Raw genomic sequence first — 18,034 nt, forward strand, 5'->3', positions numbered from 1 at the left:
ACGTACTGATCGTTCTCGTCCTGCTCAGCTAGGAGGCGGCCCATGGCGGGCGAAGCGCAAAGCGACTGCCTGTTCTGCAAGATCGTCGCGGGTGAGGTGCCGGCGACCGTCGTCCGGGAGACGGAGACGACTCTCGCCTTCCGTGACATCAACCCGCAGGCGCCGACCCACGTCCTGGTGATCCCCAAGGTGCACTACCCGGACGCCGCGTCGCTCGCCGCCGCCGAGCCGAAGGCCGCCGCCGACGTGCTGCGCGAGGCGGGCGAGGTGGCCGCCGAGGAGAAGTCCGACAGCTACCGCATCGTCTTCAACACCGGCTCCGGCGCCGGCCAGACCGTCTTCCACGCGCACGCGCACGTCCTGGGCGGCCGCGGCCTCCAGTGGCCGCCCGGATAGCGGGGACAACGCGCCTTGTCCGTACGTGAACTGGTGGTGCTCGGCACCGCGAGCCAAGTCCCCACCCGGCACCGCAACCACAACGGCTACGTCCTGCTGTGGGACGGCCAGGGCATCATGTTCGACCCCGGCGAGGGCACGCAGCGCCAGATGCTGCGCGCCGGGGTCGCCGCGCACGACCTGCACCGGATCTGTGTCACGCACTTCCACGGCGACCACTCCCTGGGCCTCGCCGGGGTGATCCAGCGCATCAACCTCGACCGGGTCCCGCACCCCGTCACCGCCCACTTCCCGGCCTCGGGGCAGCGCTTCTTCGACCGGCTGCGCCACGCGACGGCCTACCGCGAGACCGTGCCGCTCACCGAGGTCCCGGTGGCCGCCGACGGCGTGCTGGCGGCCACCGCCGCGTACACCCTCGACGCGATCAGGCTCTCGCACCCCGTCGAGTCCTTCGGCTACCGCCTCGTCGAGCCCGACGGACGACGGATGCTGCCGGAGCTGCTCGCCGGGCACGGCATCACGGGGCCCGACGTCGGACGGATCCAGCGCGAGGGCAGCCTCGGGGGCGTCGGCCTCGACCAGGTCAGCGAGGTGCGGCGCGGGCAGCGCTTCGCCTTCGTGATGGACACCCGGCTCTGCGACGGCGTGCACGCGCTCGCCGAGGACTGCGACATGCTCGTCATCGAGTCGACGTTCCTCGACGAGGACGAGCGCCTCGCCCTCGACCACGGACACCTGACGGCCGGTCAGGCGGCCCGGGTGGCCGCCGAGGCCGGCGTGCGCCATCTGGTCCTGACGCACTTCAGCCAGCGCTACCCCGACCCGACCGCGTACGAGCACCAGGCCCGCGCCGCCGGCTTCGAGGGCGAACTCACCGTCGCCCGGGACCTGTTGCGCGTCCCCCTGCCCAAACGAACCTGAGCACCACCGCAGCCCCGGGGACGCCACCACGGCCCCGGGGCTCCCGCACAGAACCGAGCGAGACCGCACCATGCCGATCCCCAAGGCCGAACTCCACCTCCACATCGAAGGCACCCTCGAACCCGAGCTCGCCTTCGCGCTCGCCGCGCGCAACGGCGTCGAACTGCCCTACGCCGACACCGAGGAGCTCCGCAAGGCCTACCTCTTCGACGACCTCCAGAGCTTCCTGAACCTCTACTACGGCCTCATGGCCGTGCTGCGCACCGAGGCCGACTTCGAGGAACTCGCCGACGCCTACCTCGCCCGCGCCGCCGCGCAGGGCGTGCGGCACGCGGAGATCTTCTTCGACCCGCAGGCCCACACCGCGCGCGGCGTGGAGATCGGCACGGTCATCGAGGGCCTGTCCCGCGCGCTGGACCGCGGCGAGGAGCGGCACGGCATCTCCACGCGGCTCATCATGTGCTTCCTGCGCGACGAGTCCGCCGAGTCCGCGATGGCCACCCTGGAGGCCGCGAAGCCCCACCTCGACCGGATCATCGGCATCGGCCTCGACTCGGCCGAGGTCGGCCACCCGCCGGTCAAGTTCAAGGAGGTGTACGAGGCCGCCGCCGCCCTCGGGCTGCGGCTCGTCGCCCACGCGGGCGAGGAGGGCCCGCCGTCGTACATCACCGAGGCCCTGGACGTGCTGCGCGTCGAGCGCGTCGACCACGGTCTGCGCTGCATGGAGGACCCGGAGCTCGTGGAGCGCCTGGTGCGCGAGCGGGTGCCGCTCACGCTCTGCCCGCTCTCGAACGTCCGGCTGCGCGCCGTCGACGTCCTGGAGGAGCACCCGCTGCCGCGCATGCTCGACGCGGGCCTGATGTGCACGGTCAACTCCGACGACCCGGCCTACTTCGGCGGGTACGTCGACGACACCTTCCACGCGGTGCGCGAGGCCCTCGGCCTCGACCAGGAGCGGCTGCGCACGCTCGCCCGCAACTCCTTCGAGGCGGCCTTCCTGGACCGGGACGCGGCGGACGAGGCGCTGCGGGCGCGGTATCTCGCCGAGGTCGCGGAATATTCGTTCGACTGATCGTCGGTGCCGGGTTACCGTCCCGGCATGGACTCCTTCCTGCAGATCTACGGCTGACACGGCCCCTTCGGCCCGACCGCCCGCCCCACGCGAGGTCCCACCCGCGTACGAGGGCCGGGGCGGCGGGTCGCCGTGCCTTCATCCGTGACGTTCTGCAACCGAAGGAACTCCCATGTCATCCCGCCGACTTTCCCGTCGCCGTGCCCACATCGCCATGATCGGCGTCCCGATGGTCAGCCATGTGCTGCCCAGCCTGGAGATCATCACCGAGCTGGTCGCGCGCGGCCACCGCGTGACGTACGCCAACGACCCGGCCGCCGCGGGCCTGATCGAGCCCACCGGCGCCGAGCTCGTGCCGTACACGTCGACGCTCCCGCACCACGACAACATCTGGCCCGAGGACCCGATCGAGGCCAGCGCGCTCTTCCTCGACGACGCGATGGCGGTGCTCCCGCAGCTCCGCGCGGCGTACGACGACGACCCCGCTGACCTGTACCTGTACGACATCGGCGCCTATGTAGCCCGCGCGCTCGCCGAGGCGCAGGGGCGGCCGCTGGTGCAGCTGTCGCCCACCTACGTGGCCTGGGGCAGCTACCAGGAGGAGGTCGGCGCGCACCTCGCGCGACTGCCGGGCGCCGACGTCCTGGAGGCCCGCTTCAAGGAGTGGCTCGCCGGGTGCGGGGCCACCACGCCGGACGTCGCGGAGTTCTCCGGCGTGCCGCCGCGGGCGCTCGCCACGATTCCGCGCGCCATGCAGCCGCACGCCGACACCGTCGACGCCGAGCGGATCGACTTCGTCGGGCCCTGCTTCGGGGAGCGCGCGAAGCGGCAGAGCTGGACGCGGCCGGAGGGCGCCGAGAAGGTGCTCCTGGTCTCGCTCGGCTCGGCCTACACCCAGCAGCCGCAGTTCTACCGGAACTGCGTGGCCGCCTTCGGGGACCTGCCCGGGTGGCACGTGGTGCTCCAGATCGGCAAGCACGTGGATCCCGCCGAACTCGGCGACGACCTTCCCTCCAGCATCGAAGTCCGCTCCTGGTCGCCGCAGTTGGCGATCCTGGAACAGGCCGACGCGTTCGTCACCCACGCCGGGATGGGGAGCAGCTCGGAAGGGCTCTTCTCCGGCGTGCCGATGATCGCCGTGCCGCAGGGCGCGGAGCAGCCGCTGAACGCCGACCGGCTCGTGGAGCTGGGAGTGGCGCGGCGCATCGACACGGCGGCCGCCACCGCCGAGGTGCTCCGGGGTGCGCTGCTCGATCTGGTGGCGGACCCCGAAGTGGCGCGCAGGTGCGCCGAGTTGAAGGCGGAGGTGCGGGCCGAGGGCGGCACCGCACGGGCGGCCGACCTGATCGAGGCGGAGCTGTAGCCGCACCCTTGCGCGGTACCCCGCGCCCCTTCCCGGGGCGCGGGGTACCGCCCCATTGACGGTGGCGCGTTCGTGTACCTAGTCTCCGTTCTCATGTATGGACAGAGCTCCGGCAGTCTCGTCATCGAAGAGGTCCGTCTCACGCCCGTCCTCGTCGCCGATCCGCCGCTCCTCAACACCCAGGGCGTCCACCAGCCCTACACCCCGCGTCTGATCGTGGAGGTGGTCACGGCCGGTGGCGTGACGGGGATCGGGGAGACGTACGGGGACGGGAAGTATCTGGAGCTCGCGCGGCCGTTCGCCGAGCGGCTCGTCGGGCGCCCCGTGTCCGATCTGAACGGGCTGTTCACACTCGCGGACGAGACGGCCGTGGACGCGGCGCGGGTCGACGACGCCGTGGACGTCGGCGGGCTGCGCGGGGTGCAGACCGCGGACAAGCTGCGCCTGTCCGTCGTCTCCGGGTTCGAGGTGGCGTGCCTGGACGCGCTCGGCAAGGCGCTCGGGCTGCCCGTGCACGCGCTGCTCGGCGGCCGGGTCAGGGACGCCGTGGAGTACAGCGCGTACCTGTTCTACAAGTGGGACGGGCACCCCGCCGGCGTGGCGAGCGAGCCGGACGCGGGGTGGGGGGCCGCGCTAGACCCGGCCGGGGTCGTCGCCCAGGCCCGGCTCTTCGCCGAGCGCCACGGCTTCGGCTCCTTCAAGCTCAAGGGCGGCGTCTTCCCGCCGGACGAGGAGATCGCCGCGATCCGCGCCCTCGCGCGGGCGTTCCCGGGCGCGCCGCTGCGGCTCGACCCCAACGGCGCCTGGTCCGTGGAGACGTCCCTGAAGGTCGCGGACGAGCTCGGCGACGTACTGGAGTACCTGGAGGACCCCGCGCTCGGCACGCCCGCGATGGCGCAGGTCGCGGCGGGCACGCGGGTGCCGCTGGCCACGAACATGTGCGTGACCACCTTCGAGGAGATACCGGAGGCGTTCGCGAAGGGGGCCGTGCAGGTGGTGCTCTCCGACCACCACTACTGGGGCGGGCTGCGGCGCACGCGCGAACTCGCCGCCGTGTGCCGGACGTTCGGGGTGGCCGTGTCGATGCACTCCAACACGCATCTGGGGATCAGTCTGGCCGCGATGACGCACGTCGCGGCGACCGTCCCCGTGCTGGACCACGCCTGCGACTCGCACTACCCGTGGCAGGCCGAGGACGTGCTGACCTCGCGGCTGCGGTTCGTCGACGGGAAGGTCGCCGTCACCGATGCCCCCGGGCTCGGTGTCGAGCTCGACAGGGACCGGCTCGCGGCGCTGCACGCGCGCTGGCTCGACGCGGACTTCGCGGCGATGCGGGAGCGGGACGACGCGGCCGCGATGCGGGTGGTGGAACCGGAGTGGGTGACTCCGGCCGTGCCGCGCTGGTGACCGTTCCGTCGTGCCGCGGGGGCAACCCCGGGCCTCTTTGGGCATCGTCCGTTACGTTGCCTGCATGGTCGTACCCGTACAGCCCACCGTCGACCCGCTGAAGGCGGCCCGCAGAGCCGGCGATCCGGACTGCGACGTCTACCTCACCGGCACGGTCTTCCTCGACATCATCTTCACCGGGCTCGACTCCGCGCCCGTGCGCGGGACCGAGTCCTGGGCGCGCGGCATGGGGTCGAGCCCCGGCGGCGTCGCCAACATGGCGACCGCGCTCGCCCGCCTCGGGCTGCGCACGTCGCTGGCGGCGGCCTTCGGGGACGACCACTACGGGGAGTACTGCTGGGACGCCCTCGAAGGCGGCGAGGGGATCGACCTGTCCACGTCACGGACCGTGGCGGGGTGGCACTCGCCGGTGACGGTCTCCATGGCGTACGAGGGCGAGCGGACCATGGTCAGCCACGGGCACGAGCCGCCGCCGGACGCCGACGCGCCGGACGGGGGCGCGCCCGCGTGCCCGCCGCGTGCGCGTGCCGCCGTCGCCTCGCTGACGCCGGGCACGCGCGCGCCGTGGATCGCGCAGGCCGCGCGGAGCGGGACGCGGATCTTCGCGGACGTGGGGTGGGACGACACCGGGCGGTGGGACCTCGCGGGCCTGGCCGACCTGGCGCACTGCGAGGCGTTCCTGCCGAACGCGGAGGAGGCGATGCGGTACACGGGGACGTCGTGTCCGCGGGCCGCCGCGCGGGCGCTGACCGAGCATGTGCCGCTGGCGGTGGTGACGCTGGGGGCGGAGGGGGCGTACGCGGTGGACGGGCGGACGGGGGAGACGGCGGAGGTGCCGGCCATCGAGGTGGAGGCGCTCGATCCCACGGGGGCGGGGGACGTCTTCGTCGCGGGGTTCGTCACGGGGACGCTGGCGGGGTGGCCGCTGGCGGACCGGCTCGCCTTCGCCGGTCTGACGGCGGCGCTCTCCGTCCAGGAGTTCGGGGGGTCCCTGTCCGCGCCCGGGTGGGCGGAGGTGGGGGCGTGGTGGCGCCGGGTGCGGGAGTTCGACGACCAGGATCCTTTGGCGCTGAGTCGGTACGCCTTCCTGGAGGCGCTGCTTCCCTCTGTGGCCCGCCCCTGGCCGCTGCGGCGCGCGGTCCCGACGATCGGGTTCCGCTCGGCGTGACGTCCGGCGGCGCCGGGGCTTGAGCGGTCTTACGGGGTGCCCCGCGCCGGGCTTCCCCGCCTGCGCCGGGGCGGGTGCCACCTTTATCGCCGCCCGGCACGGTTCGGCTGCGCCGGGGCTGGGGCCACACTTCTCGCTGCCCGGCACCGTGGGCTGTGCCCACCCGTTCCGCCTTGCGGAACGCCTGCCCACAGCGGGGGGCGGCTACCCGGCCAGTGCCGCTGCCCACAGCAGGAGCGGCTGGTTCGCCACCGCGTCGCGCCCACAGCGGTGGGGGGCTTCTCGGCCTTGCGGTGCGGGGTGAACGGGTGGGTGGGTGGGGGGATCCGCCGCGGAGCGGCGGTCAGGTCGGCCGGGGCCGTCGGGGCGTCCGGGACGGTCGGGGAGAAAAGGCCTACGGCCAGTGAGGTGGCGCGTCGTACCCTGGGAACCGCAAGGCTGTCGAGCGGCCACCAAGCCCCGCACGAGGAGGATGAGCAGGCCTTCAGAGCCGGCCCATGACTCAGACACCCACCACTCACACCGACGCACAGGACCAGGCCCGAGCCCACTTCACCGTCCCGGCGAAGCACCCGATGGTGACCGTCCTCGGCTCGGGCGACGCCCTGCTGCGGGTGATCGAGAAGGCCTTCCCGGCGGCCGACATCCATGTCCGGGGCAATGAGATCAGCGCCGTGGGCGATGCCCGCGAAGTCGCCCTCATCCAGCGCTTGTTCGACCAGATGATGCTGGTGCTCCGCACCGGTCAGCCGATGACGGAGGACGCAGTGGAACGCTCGATCGCCATGCTCAGGGCGGACGAGAACGGCAACGGCACGGAGGAGACCCCCGCCGAGGTCCTCACGCAGAACATCCTCTCGTCCCGCGGCCGCACCATCCGCCCCAAGACCCTCAACCAGAAGCGGTACGTCGACGCGATCGACAAGCACACGATCGTCTTCGGCATCGGTCCCGCCGGCACGGGCAAGACCTATCTCGCCATGGCCAAGGCGGTGCAGGCCCTGCAGTCCAAGCAGGTCAACCGCATCATCCTGACCCGCCCCGCGGTCGAGGCCGGCGAGCGCCTCGGCTTCCTGCCCGGCACGCTGTACGAGAAGATCGACCCGTATCTGCGCCCGCTGTACGACGCCCTGCACGACATGCTCGACCCGGACTCCATCCCGCGTCTCATGGCCGCGGGGACCATCGAGGTCGCCCCGCTCGCGTACATGCGCGGCCGGACGCTGAACGACGCGTTCATCATCCTCGACGAGGCGCAGAACACCAGCGCCGAGCAGATGAAGATGTTCCTGACCCGCCTCGGCTTCGACTCGAAGATCGTCATCACCGGTGACATCACCCAGGTCGACCTGCCGGGCGGCACCAAGAGCGGTCTGCGCGAGGTCCAGCAGATCCTCGACGGCGTGGAGGACATCCACTTCTCGCGGCTCACCTCGCACGATGTCGTACGGCACAAGCTGGTCGGCCGTATCGTCGACGCGTACGAGCAGCACGACAGCCGCGCCACCGGCGGCGGCAACAACGGGAAGTAGACCAGCAGCGCCATGTCGATCGACGTCAACAACGAGTCCGGAACCGAGGTCGACGAGCAGGCGATCCTCGACATCGCCCGCTATGCCCTCGCGCGGATGCGCATCCACCCGCTCTCCGAGCTCTCGGTGATCGTCGTGGACGCCGACGCCATGGAGCAGCTCCACATCCAGTGGATGGACCTGCCGGGGCCGACGGACGTCATGTCCTTCCCCATGGACGAGCTGCGGCCGCCCATGAAGGACGACGACGAGCCCCCGCAGGGCCTCCTCGGCGACATCGTGCTCTGCCCCGAGGTCGCCACCAAGCAGGGCGCCGACGCGCCGACGCAGCACTCCATGGACGAGGAGCTCCAGCTCCTGACGGTCCACGGAGTGCTGCACCTGCTGGGCTACGACCACGAGGAGCCCGACGAGAAGGCCGAGATGTTCGGCCTCCAGGCGGCCATCGTCGACGGCTGGCGTGCCGAGAAGGGCCTGACCGGCCCGTCCCCGGCGCCCACCGTCTCGTAAGCCCATGAGTCCTCAGCTGATCGCGGGCGCGGTCGCCCTGGTCGTCGTGGCCTGGCTCGCGGCCTGCGCCGAGGCGGGCATCGCCCGCGTCTCCAGCTTCCGCGCGGACGAGGCGGTCCGCTCCGGGCGGCGCGGCAGCGCGAAGCTCGCGCAGGTCGCCGCCGACCCCACGCGCTATCTGAACGTGGCGCTGCTCGTGCGGGTGGCGTGCGAGATGGCCGCGGCGGCCCTGGTGACGTACGCCTGCCTGCGGGAGTTCGACGAGACCTGGCAGGCCCTCGCGGTCGCCATCGGCGTGATGGTCCTCGTCAGTTACGTCGCCGTGGGGGTCTCCCCGCGCACCATCGGCCGCCAGCACCCGCTGAACACGGCGACCGCCGCGGCGTACGTCCTGCTGCCGCTGGCCCGCGTGATGGGCCCGATCCCGCCGCTCCTGATCCTCATCGGCAACGCGCTCACGCCCGGCAAGGGCTTCCGGCGCGGCCCGTTCGCCTCCGAGGCGGAGCTGCGCGCGATGGTGGACCTCGCCGAGAAGGAGTCGCTGATCGAGGACGACGAGCGCCGCATGGTGCACTCCGTCTTCGAGCTGGGCGACACGCTGGTGCGCGAGGTCATGGTCCCGCGCACCGACCTGATCTCCATCGAGCGTTTCAAGACGATCCGCCAGGCCCTCACCCTCGCGCTGCGCTCCGGCTTCTCGCGCATCCCCGTGACGGGTGAGAGCGAGGACGACATCGTCGGTGTCGTCTACCTGAAGGATCTGGCCAGGAAGACGCACATCAACCGCGACAGCGAGTCCGAGCTGGTGTCGACGGCGATGCGCCCGGCGACCTTCGTGCCCGACACGAAGAACGCGGGCGACCTGCTGCGCGAGATGCAGCAGGAGCGCAATCACGTCGCCGTGGTCATCGACGAGTACGGCGGCACGGCCGGCATCGTGACGATCGAGGACATCCTGGAGGAGATCGTCGGCGAGATCACGGACGAGTACGACCGTGAACTGCCGCCCGTGGAGGAGCTGGCCGACGGCTGCTACCGCGTGACCGCGCGGCTCGACATCGGCGACCTCGGGGAGCTGTTCGGCCTCGACGAGTTCGACGACGAGGACGTCGAGACGGTCGGCGGACTGCTCGCCAAGCAGCTGGGCCGCGTGCCGATCGCGGGGGCCTCGGCGGTCGTGCCGCTGCCGGACGGGCGGGAGCTGAAGCTCACCGCGGAGTCCGCGGCCGGCCGCAGGAACAAGATCGTGACCGTGCTCGTGGAGCCCGTGGCGGCCGTCGCGGACGCGGCGAAGGAGGGGGAGTCCGGGTGACGCCCGAGGAGCTGCGGACGTTCTGCCTGTCCTTCAACGACGCGGTGGAGGACTTCCCGTTCACGCCGGAGACGTCGGTCTTCAAGGTGGCGGGGAAGATGTTCGCGCTCACGGCCCTCGACCGGCGCCCGCTGACCGTCAATCTCAAGTGCGAGCCGGACATCGCCGACCGGCTGCGGGCGGCCCACCCGGAGATCGTGCCGGGCTGGCACATGAACAAGCGCCACTGGAACACCGTCACGGTCCAGGGCGCACTGCCGGACCGCCAGATCAGGGAACTCGTCGAGGACTCGTACGACTTGGTGGTCGCCGGGCTGCCACGGGCGGAGCGTTTGCGTCTCGACCGGCCTTGAGGGGCGTGCGCGACCCGGGGTGTGGTCGGCAGAGTGTCCCAACAGGCCCTCGCCATCGGCGTGGCGGGGCGGCAGAATGGAGTGAGAGGCGGATCCGAAACGCTCCCACTCCGGGCTGCCAGGCCAAGGGAACTCGGAGTGGAAACGTCTGTGCGATGGCGTCCGCCGTACCTGGCCCCGGCCCCTAGGTCGGGGCCAGTGCCGTTCACACGTGGGGCAGGACCCACTTCTCGACGATCTCCTGGATCAGCAGGACGAGACTGATCCACGGAGCCGACAGTGCGGCCCATTCGGTCCACGTGTGGATGGTGCGACGCCCGTCAGGCTTCTCGGCCATCGGGCTGTTCTCCTTCCTGGTGTCCACGCACGTCGTGGATACCGCGGCGATCCACGGATGGGCGGCGCCAGGAAGAGGGAACGGGGGGCGCGTGACACTCGATGGAGTGACGTGACGTGCAGGTTCGCTCCCTGCCGACCAACCTCCTTGTCGGGATGGGTGAGTTGGGCGTGCGTTTGCTTCAGACCAGCGTAGCCTGCAGGTGCGCACCTGGGTAGAGTGCTGTCGGATAGGTGGCTGAAGGTGAGTATCTAGTTCGCAGCCTCCGATACGCAGCTCGCGAAATGCGATATAGCTTTTCGGCAACTGCCGGGCGCTCCTGTTGCCGCTCCAGCGGACATGGGTTCTCCTGGCAGTGACGTGAACTGGCGCCCCGGAAGGTCTCGATGAGTAAGCTGCTAATCTGCTATGTTGCACCTCGCACGGTCCACTTGGGGGTGGAGCCATCATGAGCGTGCCAAACGCGGCACTCCAGCGGCTGCGGCTGCGCACCGAGCTCCGCAAGGCGCGTACCGCTGCCCGCCTCACTCAGCGGCAGGTCGCGGCCAAGATGGAGTGGAGTCCCTCGAAGCTGATCCGGATCGAGGCCGGTGAGGTGGGCATCTCGGTCAACGACCTGCGGCCTCTCCTGGATGCGTACAACATCAGGGACCGGCGCAAGATCGACGAACTGCTCGATCTGGCGCGGGGCAGCCGGAGAATGCCCTACAGCGAGTACCGCGACCTGTACGGCAAGGAGTTCCTGGAGTTCCTCGCCCTGGAGTCCTCGGCCTCGATCATTCGGCACTACGGCTCACTGCTGATGCCCGGTCCGCTCCAGACCGAGGAGTACGCGCGCGCCATCATGCTCTCCTACAACAAGCACATCCCCGAGGAGCGCCTGGAGCGCGGTGTCGAAGTCCGCCTGGCGCGGCAGGAGTTGCTGACCTCGGGCGGGCGGGAGCTCTTCTACATCCTCGACGAGGCGGTCGTGCGCCGCCATGTCGGCGGACGCGGTGTGATGCGTGCCCAGCTGGAGCGGCTCGCCGAGCTGGCGGCCAAGCCGGGCATCACCATCCAGATCCTGCCCTTCAGCATCGGCGCCCACGCGGGTATCCAAGGGCCCTTCAGCCACTTCGAGTTCGAGGCCGAGGAGATGCCGGACTCCCTCTATCTGGAGAACCCGCGCGGCGACTCGTACACCACCAACGCCCCGGACGAGACAGGTCGTTACCTGGAGCGGTTCTGGGAGCTGGAGGACCTCGCCATCAAGGAAGACATCGGGCCACTGCTGCGGGCGCTGGCCCAGAGGATGGAGGACGGCAGGGACGATCTGGAGGCGCTGCTCGGGGACACGGCCCCCGTGGAGACAGCCGTCGCACAGGAGTAACTCGCCCTGGGCCGTGGGATCTTGGCGGGAAACGGGTCGTTCATATTCGTATGGCGCCCCGTTATTCTGGAAGAGGTGCTGCGTGTCCCTGCACCAGCCGCACGGGGGAATCGGCCGGGCTTGAAACCCTGTCTCCGTCCTTCCGCCGTGAGCAGCGACGGCTGGTCTTCCGCACCCGGGGTGGAGGAGAAGCGTGGGCAGCTCATGGACGTGGCGCAAGAGCAGCGCGAGCGACGGCGCGGACGACAACTGCGTGCAGGTCGCCTGGACCGGTGAGAAGGTTCGCGTGCGCGATTCCGCACGCCCCCGGGACTCCGTCGTCGACTTCGGCCCGAAGGCCTGGTCGGCCTTTCTCGCCCTGGCGGCGCCGCCCGCCGGGGGCCGCCGCCCGTGAGACACGGCGACGACCCGCCTCCCCAGGAGGACGGGCCGTCGCCGTGCACGGGGGGAGCTAGCCGCGGCCGGCACCGCGGCGCAGGCCCAGGGAGACCAGGGCCGCCGTCACGAGGACCACCGCCGTGTCGATCACGAGGACGGTCCGCGTGCCCGCGAGGAGGTCCGGGCCCGTCGTGGCGAGGACGCCGAGCAGCGGGATGCCGATCGTGATGCCCACCTGCTGGGTGGACGTGACCAGGCCCGTCGCCAGGCCCTGCTCCTCGTCGGGGACGCCCGAGGTGACCGTCACCCCGTACGAGACGATGGCGCCCAGGTGGAACATGCTCGCCACCGACACGGCCGCCGTGGCCAGGTACACCGACCAGCCGCCCTCGCCGATGCCGAGCAGCGCCGCCACGAACAGGCCCTGGCCGAGCAGCGAGCCGACCAGCGTGCGGCGCGCCCCGAAGCGGCCGATGACCCGCGGCGCGTAGATCCCGGCGACCACCGACAGCACGCCCTGCACGCCGAAGACCAGACCCGTCTCGAACGCCGACAGGTCCAGCACCTCCTGCAGGTACAGGGTCAGCACGAAGACCACCGTCGACATCATCGAGAAGGTCACCAGGCCGCCCAGGTTGCCGAAGGCCACCGTGCGGCGCCGCAGCATGGGCAGGGAGACGAGCGGCGAGGCGGCGCGCGACTCGACGTATCCGAAGGCCGCGAGCAGGAGCACGCCCGCCACCAGGGTCACGATGACGTCGGTGCCGCCGAAGCCGCGCTCGGCCGCCGTCGACAGGGCGTAGATCAGGGCGAGCAGACCGCCGGTGACCGTCACGGCGCCGGGGACGTCCAGGCGGGGGCGGTCCGGGGTGCGGGACTCCGGCAGCAGACCGGGCGCCAGCGGCAGCACGATCAGCGCGAAGAGGGTCAGCAGGCCCATGGTGGAGCGCCAGCCCAGGGTGTCGGTCAGTACGCCGCCCAGCACCATGCCGACCGTGAAGCCGAGCGAGAGCAGCGTGCCGGAGATGCCGAGCGCCCGGTCGCGCTGCGGGCCCTCGGGGAAGGTCGTGGTCAGCAGGGACATGCCGGTCGGCACGATGGCCGCCGCGCCGACGCCCTGCAGCGCGCGCCCGGTCAGGAACGACGCCGGGTCCCAGGCGAACGTGGCGAGCAGCGAGGCGAGACCGAAGAGCGCGAGCCCGGCGAGGAACAGCCTGCGCCGCCCGAACAGGTCGCCCATCCGGCCGAAGAGCAGCAGGAACCCGCCCGAGGGCAGCGCGAACGCGGTCACCGCCCACTGCAGGGCGGAGGTGCTCATGCCGAGGTCGGCGCCGAGCACGGGGAGCGCGACGTTCAGGACGGAGAAGTCCAGCGCGACCATGAACTGCGCGGCGCAGAGCACGAACAGGACGAGCTTGTCGCGGGTGGAGAGCTTGGGGGTGTGGGGTCGCGGCGCCCGCGCGGCGGCCTCGGGGGAGCGGGGGGCCGGGGTGGTCCCGGCGGACGGGGTGGCCTCGGTGGACGGGGCGGTGGAGGTGTCGATCGCCATGCACAAGAGCTTCGGGCGCCCGGAATAGTCGTGGGGAGCGGGAACTTATGCTGGTGGTCGGAACACCAGTCAGGGCTTGGGGGAGCGCCGCATGGTCGCAGTGTCGTCGGTCGAGGACGCCTCGAAGGCACGTCGTCTCGGGGAGCTCCGGGAGTTCCTGATGAGCCGGCGCGCCCGGGTCAGCCCCGCGGAGGCCGGGCTGCCGGACGGCGGGGCGCGACGGCGCACGCCGGGGCTGCGCCGCGAGGAGGTCGCCGTGCTCGCCGGGGTCGGGGCGTCCTGGTACCAGTGGCTCGAGCAGGGCCGCGACATCTCCGTCTCCCCGCAGGTCCTCGACGCGGTGGCGCGCGTCCTCAGGCTCAGCGGCGCCGAGCGGCGCCACCTCTACGTCCTCGCCGGGCTCAACCCGCCGCGGCCCGAGGTCGCCAGGGACGACCAGGCCATGTGCGAGGGCCTGCGGCGGCTCATCGACACGTGGATGCCGCAGCCCGCGCACATCATGGACGCGTACTGGAACTGCGTGATGTACAACGACGCGGCGGCGTCCGTCCTCGGCATGCGCTCGGAGACCTCCGACAACTGTCTGCTCACCTTCTTCACCGACCCCATCTACCGTGCCCGCGCCAGCAGTTGGGAGCGGAACGCGCCGCAGGTCGTGGCGATGTACCGGGCCGCGTGCTCGGAGCACCCCGACGACGACGGGTTCGCGGCGGTCATCGAGGAGGCGCGGGCGGCGAGCGCGGACTTCGTGGAGCTGTGGGAGCGGCGGGACATCCTGCCCGGCGGGCAGGTCGCCAAGGAGATCGAGCACCCGCTCGTGGGGACGCTGTTCCTGGAGTCCACCCAGCTGAAGGTGCCGGCCAGGCCCGACCTCACGATCGTGCTGCACACGCCGATGCCGGGGGCCGGTGCGGACGCGGGGGTGGACACGGCGGGGAAGCTGGCGTGGCTGGCGTCGCCGGAGGGGCGGCGGGGGTCGTTCCATCCGGTGGCGGTCTAGCGGGGCGTGCTCCGTATGCTCGGGGCATGACTGAGAGCGCCGCGCTGGATCCCGAGGACCGCAAGATCGTCACCCTGGCCCGTTCCGCCAGGGCCCGCAACGGGGTGCCCGAGGGGGCGGCCGTGCGGGACGAGACCGGGCGCACGTATGTGGCGGGGACCGTGGAGCTGGAGTCGCTCCGGCTGTCCGCGCTGCGGACGGCGGTGGCCATGGCGGTGGCGTCCGGGGCGGAGTCCTTGGAGGCGGCGGCGGTCGTCTCCGGGGCGGAGGCGGTCGCGGACGAGGACGTCGCCGCGGTGCGGGATCTCGGCGGGGCCGGGACGCCGGTGTTCCTGGCGGGGCCCGACGGGGAGGTCCGGGTGCGGGTGGCGGCGGGCTGAGGTCTGCCTCCGGCGGTCTCTTCCCCGATCCCGCCCCTTCCCGAAACCGGGGCTCCGCCCCGGACCCCGCTCCTCAAACGCCGGAGGGGCTGAAACCCCCAGCCCCAGCCCCGGTCACGATGCCGGAGGGCTGAACCTCCCGACCTCCCGGCCCCGGTCACGATGCCGGAGGGGCTGAAACTGCTCACACCGCGTCCGGACCCCGTTCGCCCGTTCTGACGCGGATCACCGTGTCGACCGGGACCGACCAGACCTTTCCGTCGCCGATCTTTCCCGTGTGGGCCGCGCGGACGATCGCGGCCATGGCCGGGTCCGCGTCCGGGTCGGCGACGACCACCTCGACGCGGACCTTCGGGACCAGGTCGACCCGGTACTCGGCGCCGCGATAGACCTCGGTGTGGCCGCGCTGGCGGCCGTATCCGCTGGCCTCGGTGACCGTCAGGCCGTGGATGCCGAGCTCCTGGAGAGCCGTCTTCACCTCGTCCAGGCGGAACGGCTTGATGATCGCGGTGATCAGCTTCATGCGACGGTGCTCCCCTTCTTGACCGACGCGGAGCCCACGGGGCTCGTCAGGACGCCGTGATCGTAGGCGCTCTCCGCGTGCTGTGTCTGGTCCAGGCCCGTCAGTTCGTGCTCGGCGGGCGCCCGGAAGCCGAGCAGCCCGTCGACGGCCCTGCCGAGGGCGTACGTGACGGTGAACGTGTACGCCGCCACCGCGAGGACCGCCACCGTCTGCTTGCCGAGCTGGGCGAACCCACCGCCGTGCAGGAGGCCCTCCTGGCCGCCCGTCGTCATCGTCGCCGTCGCGAACAGCCCGATCAGCAGCGTCCCGATCACCCCGCCCACCAGGTGGACCCCGACGACGTCCAGCGAGTCGTCGTAGCCCAGGCGGAACTTCCACGCGACGGCGTACGAGCAGACGACGCCCGCCGCCAGGCCGATCACCGCCGCGCCCGGCACGTCGACCACCCCGCACGACGGCGTGATCGCCACCAGGCCCGCCACCGCGCCCGAGGCCGCGCCGAACGTGGTGGGGTGGCCGTCCCGCCGCTGCTCCACGAGGAGCCAGCCGAGCAGGCCGGTGCAGCCCGCGACCAGGGTGTTCAGGAGCGAGGCCGCCGCCAGGCCGTTCGCGCCGAGGGCCGAGCCGCCGTTGAAGCCGAGCCAGCCGAACCAGAGCAGGCCCGCGCCCATCAGGACCATGGGCAGGTTGTGCGGCCGCATCGCCTCCTTCTTGAAGCCGATGCGCGGGCCGAGCACCAGGCACAGGGCGAGACCGGAGGCACCCGACGCGATCTCGACGACCAGACCGCCCGCGAAGTCCAGCGCGCCGAGCGCGTTCGCGATCCAGCCGTCCGGGCCCCACACCCAGTGCGCGACGGGAACGTATACGAGGAGCGTCCACACCGGTACGAAGACCACCCACGCCCCGAACCGCGTGCGGTCCGCGATCGCGCCGCTGATCAGCGCGGCCGTGATGATCGCGAAGGTGAGCTGGAAGGTGGTGAAGAGGAGCGTGGGGACCGAGCCCGTCAGGGACGCCGGGCCGATGCCCGCCATGCCGAGGTGGTCGAAGCCGCCGATCAGGCCCGCGAACGCGTCGTCCCCGAAGGCCAGCGAGTAGCCCGCGAGCAGCCACACCACCGTGACCAGGGCGATCGACACGAAGGACATCAGGAGCATGTTCAGGACGCTCTTCGTGCGGACCATGCCGCCGTAGAAGAGGGCGAGGCCCGGCGTCATCAGGAGGACGAGCGCGGTGGCGGCGAGCAGCCACGCGGTGTCGCCGGTGTCGAGGTGGGGGGCGGCGGTGGTCGTCGTCATGGGGGACATGGGGGAAGAGCGTCACCGCCGCGCGTTTCGGTTCGCGCACCCCGGCGTTTCCGGTGTGTTTCGTGTTGCGCGGCTGTTTCCGGGGGCTCACGGGAGGGTGCGGCGGGGTGGGGCGCGGACGGGGCGGGGGCGGGGCCGCCCGGCCGGTGGGGGCGCGCGGTGCGGCGCGGCTCGTGGGATCAGGGACAATGGGCGCCATGAGCGTTCGTAACCCGTCATCAGCCGAGCCGTCCGAGGCCGTGCACCGCGCCGGATTCGCCTGCTTCGTCGGCCGCCCCAACGCGGGCAAGTCCACCCTCACGAACGCTCTGGTCGGCAAGAAGGTGGCGATCACCGCCGACCAGCCGCAGACCACGCGGCACACCGTGCGCGGCATCGTCCACCGCGACGACGCCCAGCTGATCCTGGTGGACACCCCCGGCCTGCACAAGCCGCGCACGCTGCTCGGCGAGCGGCTGAACGACGTCGTGCGCACCACGTGGGCCGAGGTCGACGTGATCGGCTTCTGCCTGCCCGCGAACGAGAAGATCGGCCCCGGCGACCGGTTCATCGCCAAGGAACTCGCGTCCATCAAGAAGACGCCGAAGATCGCGGTCGTCACCAAGACGGACCTCGTCGACAGCAAGGCGCTGGCCGAGCAGCTCATCGCCATCGACCGGCTCGGCAAGGACCTCGGCTTCGAGTGGGCCGAGATCATCCCGGTGTCGGCGGTCGGCGACCAGCAGGTCGGTCTGCTCGCGGACCTGATCGTGCCGCTGCTGCCCGAGGGCCCCGCGCTCTACCCCGAGGGCGACCTCACGGACGAGCCCGAGCAGGTCATGGTCGCGGAGCTGATCCGCGAGGCCGCGCTGGAGGGCGTGCGCGACGAGCTGCCGCACTCCATCGCCGTGGTCGTCGAGGAGATGCTGCCGCGCGAGGACCGTCCCGCGGACAAGCCGCTGCTCGACATCCACGCGTTCGTCTACATCGAGCGGCCCAGCCAGAAGGGCATCATCATCGGCCCCAAGGGCAAGCGGCTGAAGGACGTCGGCATCAAGTCCCGCAAGCAGATCGAGGCGCTCCTCGGTACGCCCGTCTTCCTCGACCTGCACGTGAAGGTCGCCAAGGACTGGCAGCGCGATCCCCGGCAGCTGCGGAAGCTCGGTTTCTGAGAG

General features: G+C 71.6%; 19 protein-coding genes. 15 read left to right on the forward strand and 4 right to left on the reverse strand.

What is annotated here, in order from left to right; all coding sequences use genetic code 11:
• Nucleotides 1-42 precede the first annotated feature (42 nt).
• The 10 genes from AB0L89_RS01595 to AB0L89_RS01640 all read left to right on the forward strand — a co-directional run bounded on the left by AB0L89_RS01595 (nt 43) and on the right by AB0L89_RS01640 (nt 10,034).
• Entirely contained in the window at nt 43-396 is a 354-nt protein-coding gene (locus AB0L89_RS01595; RefSeq protein WP_365132508.1) for a histidine triad nucleotide-binding protein, read from the forward strand.
• 15 nt (nt 397-411) lie between these two features.
• Nucleotides 412-1,317, forward strand: a complete 906-nt coding sequence (locus tag AB0L89_RS01600) for a ribonuclease Z (protein ID WP_365132511.1) — start codon at nt 412-414, stop codon at nt 1,315-1,317.
• Nucleotides 1,318-1,387: 70 nt separating this feature from the next.
• The gene (locus AB0L89_RS01605; RefSeq protein WP_365132514.1) at nt 1,388-2,389 is read left to right on the forward strand and encodes an adenosine deaminase; all 1,002 of its coding nucleotides are present in this window, start codon (nt 1,388-1,390) and stop codon (nt 2,387-2,389) included.
• Between the two features lie 172 nt (nt 2,390-2,561).
• Nucleotides 2,562-3,752, forward strand: coding sequence for a macrolide family glycosyltransferase (locus tag AB0L89_RS01610; RefSeq protein WP_365132517.1), 1,191 nt, complete (start codon nt 2,562-2,564; stop codon nt 3,750-3,752).
• 93 nt (nt 3,753-3,845) lie between these two features.
• Entirely contained in the window at nt 3,846-5,159 is a 1,314-nt protein-coding gene (locus tag AB0L89_RS01615; protein WP_365132520.1) for a glucarate dehydratase family protein, read from the forward strand.
• A gap of 64 nt (nt 5,160-5,223) precedes the next feature.
• The gene (locus tag AB0L89_RS01620) at nt 5,224-6,327 is read left to right on the forward strand and encodes a PfkB family carbohydrate kinase (RefSeq protein ID WP_365132523.1); all 1,104 of its coding nucleotides are present in this window, start codon (nt 5,224-5,226) and stop codon (nt 6,325-6,327) included.
• Between the two features lie 497 nt (nt 6,328-6,824).
• On the forward strand, nt 6,825-7,859 hold the full coding sequence (locus AB0L89_RS01625; protein WP_055701709.1) for a PhoH family protein: 1,035 nt from the start codon (nt 6,825-6,827) through the stop codon (nt 7,857-7,859).
• 12 nt (nt 7,860-7,871) lie between these two features.
• On the forward strand, nt 7,872-8,369 hold the full coding sequence (gene ybeY / locus AB0L89_RS01630) for an rRNA maturation RNase YbeY (RefSeq protein WP_055701710.1): 498 nt from the start codon (nt 7,872-7,874) through the stop codon (nt 8,367-8,369).
• A 4-nt stretch (nt 8,370-8,373) separates the two neighbouring features.
• Nucleotides 8,374-9,681: a hemolysin family protein gene (locus AB0L89_RS01635; protein ID WP_365132527.1), complete on the forward strand. Its 1,308-nt coding sequence runs from the start codon at nt 8,374-8,376 to the stop codon at nt 9,679-9,681.
• Entirely contained in the window at nt 9,678-10,034 is a 357-nt protein-coding gene (locus tag AB0L89_RS01640; protein WP_365132530.1) for an MmcQ/YjbR family DNA-binding protein, read from the forward strand. Before AB0L89_RS01635 ends, AB0L89_RS01640 begins: the two co-directional genes overlap by 4 nt.
• Nucleotides 10,035-10,239: 205 nt before the next feature.
• On the opposite strand, the gene AB0L89_RS01645 is transcribed toward AB0L89_RS01640, so the two are convergent.
• Nucleotides 10,240-10,371 (reverse strand): hypothetical protein, encoded by a 132-nt coding sequence (locus AB0L89_RS01645; protein WP_365132533.1) that lies wholly within the window; start codon nt 10,369-10,371, stop codon nt 10,240-10,242.
• A 448-nt stretch (nt 10,372-10,819) separates the two neighbouring features.
• Here AB0L89_RS01645 and AB0L89_RS01650 point away from each other — a divergent pair, with 448 nt between their 5' ends.
• Entirely contained in the window at nt 10,820-11,740 is a 921-nt protein-coding gene (locus AB0L89_RS01650) for a helix-turn-helix transcriptional regulator (RefSeq protein WP_365132536.1), read from the forward strand.
• A 193-nt stretch (nt 11,741-11,933) separates the two neighbouring features.
• Nucleotides 11,934-12,134 carry a DUF397 domain-containing protein gene (locus AB0L89_RS01655; protein ID WP_365132539.1) on the forward strand — a complete coding sequence of 67 codons (201 nt, stop codon included), beginning with the start codon at nt 11,934-11,936 and terminating at the stop codon, nt 12,132-12,134.
• A 57-nt stretch (nt 12,135-12,191) separates the two neighbouring features.
• Here AB0L89_RS01655 and AB0L89_RS01660 read toward each other — a convergent pair whose 3' ends face one another.
• Entirely contained in the window at nt 12,192-13,667 is a 1,476-nt protein-coding gene (locus AB0L89_RS01660) for an MFS transporter (protein ID WP_365132542.1), read from the reverse strand.
• Nucleotides 13,668-13,758: 91 nt separating this feature from the next.
• Between AB0L89_RS01660 and AB0L89_RS01665 the strand changes: the two genes are divergently transcribed.
• Nucleotides 13,759-14,667, forward strand: coding sequence for a helix-turn-helix transcriptional regulator (locus AB0L89_RS01665; RefSeq protein ID WP_365132545.1), 909 nt, complete (start codon nt 13,759-13,761; stop codon nt 14,665-14,667).
• 26 nt (nt 14,668-14,693) lie between these two features.
• Nucleotides 14,694-15,047: a cytidine deaminase gene (locus AB0L89_RS01670; protein ID WP_365132548.1), complete on the forward strand. Its 354-nt coding sequence runs from the start codon at nt 14,694-14,696 to the stop codon at nt 15,045-15,047.
• Nucleotides 15,048-15,231: 184 nt separating this feature from the next.
• Here AB0L89_RS01670 and AB0L89_RS01675 read toward each other — a convergent pair whose 3' ends face one another.
• Nucleotides 15,232-15,570, reverse strand: a complete 339-nt coding sequence (locus tag AB0L89_RS01675) for a P-II family nitrogen regulator (protein WP_365132551.1) — start codon at nt 15,568-15,570, stop codon at nt 15,232-15,234.
• Nucleotides 15,567-16,880 (reverse strand): ammonium transporter, encoded by a 1,314-nt coding sequence (locus AB0L89_RS01680; RefSeq protein WP_365132554.1) that lies wholly within the window; start codon nt 16,878-16,880, stop codon nt 15,567-15,569. The genes AB0L89_RS01675 and AB0L89_RS01680 overlap by 4 nt, the downstream gene beginning before the upstream one ends.
• A gap of 197 nt (nt 16,881-17,077) precedes the next feature.
• On the opposite strand from AB0L89_RS01680, the gene era reads away from it, so the two are divergent.
• Nucleotides 17,078-18,031 (forward strand): GTPase Era, encoded by a 954-nt coding sequence (gene era, locus AB0L89_RS01685; protein ID WP_365132557.1) that lies wholly within the window; start codon nt 17,078-17,080, stop codon nt 18,029-18,031.
• Nucleotides 18,032-18,034 lie beyond the last annotated feature (3 nt).

Source organism: Streptomyces sp. NPDC052114 (genome assembly GCF_040680155.1).
GTDB lineage: Bacteria > Actinomycetota > Actinomycetes > Streptomycetales > Streptomycetaceae > Streptomyces.

Excerpts from the sequence above, each read along its gene's own strand:
- AB0L89_RS01680 (WP_365132554.1), bottom strand. The coding sequence starts at position 16,880 with ATGTCCCCCATGACGACGACCACCGCCGCCCCCCACCTCGACACCGGC.
- AB0L89_RS01620 (WP_365132523.1), top strand. The coding sequence starts at position 5,224 with ATGGTCGTACCCGTACAGCCCACCGTCGACCCGCTGAAGGCGGCCCGC.
- AB0L89_RS01665 (WP_365132545.1), top strand. The coding sequence starts at position 13,759 with ATGGTCGCAGTGTCGTCGGTCGAGGACGCCTCGAAGGCACGTCGTCTC.
- AB0L89_RS01605 (WP_365132514.1), top strand. The coding sequence starts at position 1,388 with ATGCCGATCCCCAAGGCCGAACTCCACCTCCACATCGAAGGCACCCTC.
- ybeY (WP_055701710.1), top strand. The coding sequence starts at position 7,872 with ATGTCGATCGACGTCAACAACGAGTCCGGAACCGAGGTCGACGAGCAG.
- AB0L89_RS01645 (WP_365132533.1), bottom strand. The coding sequence starts at position 10,371 with ATGGCCGAGAAGCCTGACGGGCGTCGCACCATCCACACGTGGACCGAA.
- AB0L89_RS01615 (WP_365132520.1), top strand. The coding sequence starts at position 3,846 with ATGTATGGACAGAGCTCCGGCAGTCTCGTCATCGAAGAGGTCCGTCTC.
- AB0L89_RS01670 (WP_365132548.1), top strand. The coding sequence starts at position 14,694 with ATGACTGAGAGCGCCGCGCTGGATCCCGAGGACCGCAAGATCGTCACC.
- AB0L89_RS01660 (WP_365132542.1), bottom strand. The coding sequence starts at position 13,667 with ATGGCGATCGACACCTCCACCGCCCCGTCCACCGAGGCCACCCCGTCC.
- AB0L89_RS01635 (WP_365132527.1), top strand. The coding sequence starts at position 8,374 with ATGAGTCCTCAGCTGATCGCGGGCGCGGTCGCCCTGGTCGTCGTGGCC.
- AB0L89_RS01625 (WP_055701709.1), top strand. The coding sequence starts at position 6,825 with ATGACTCAGACACCCACCACTCACACCGACGCACAGGACCAGGCCCGA.
- AB0L89_RS01675 (WP_365132551.1), bottom strand. The coding sequence starts at position 15,570 with ATGAAGCTGATCACCGCGATCATCAAGCCGTTCCGCCTGGACGAGGTG.
- AB0L89_RS01610 (WP_365132517.1), top strand. The coding sequence starts at position 2,562 with ATGTCATCCCGCCGACTTTCCCGTCGCCGTGCCCACATCGCCATGATC.
- era (WP_365132557.1), top strand. The coding sequence starts at position 17,078 with ATGAGCGTTCGTAACCCGTCATCAGCCGAGCCGTCCGAGGCCGTGCAC.
- AB0L89_RS01650 (WP_365132536.1), top strand. The coding sequence starts at position 10,820 with ATGAGCGTGCCAAACGCGGCACTCCAGCGGCTGCGGCTGCGCACCGAG.
- AB0L89_RS01595 (WP_365132508.1), top strand. The coding sequence starts at position 43 with ATGGCGGGCGAAGCGCAAAGCGACTGCCTGTTCTGCAAGATCGTCGCG.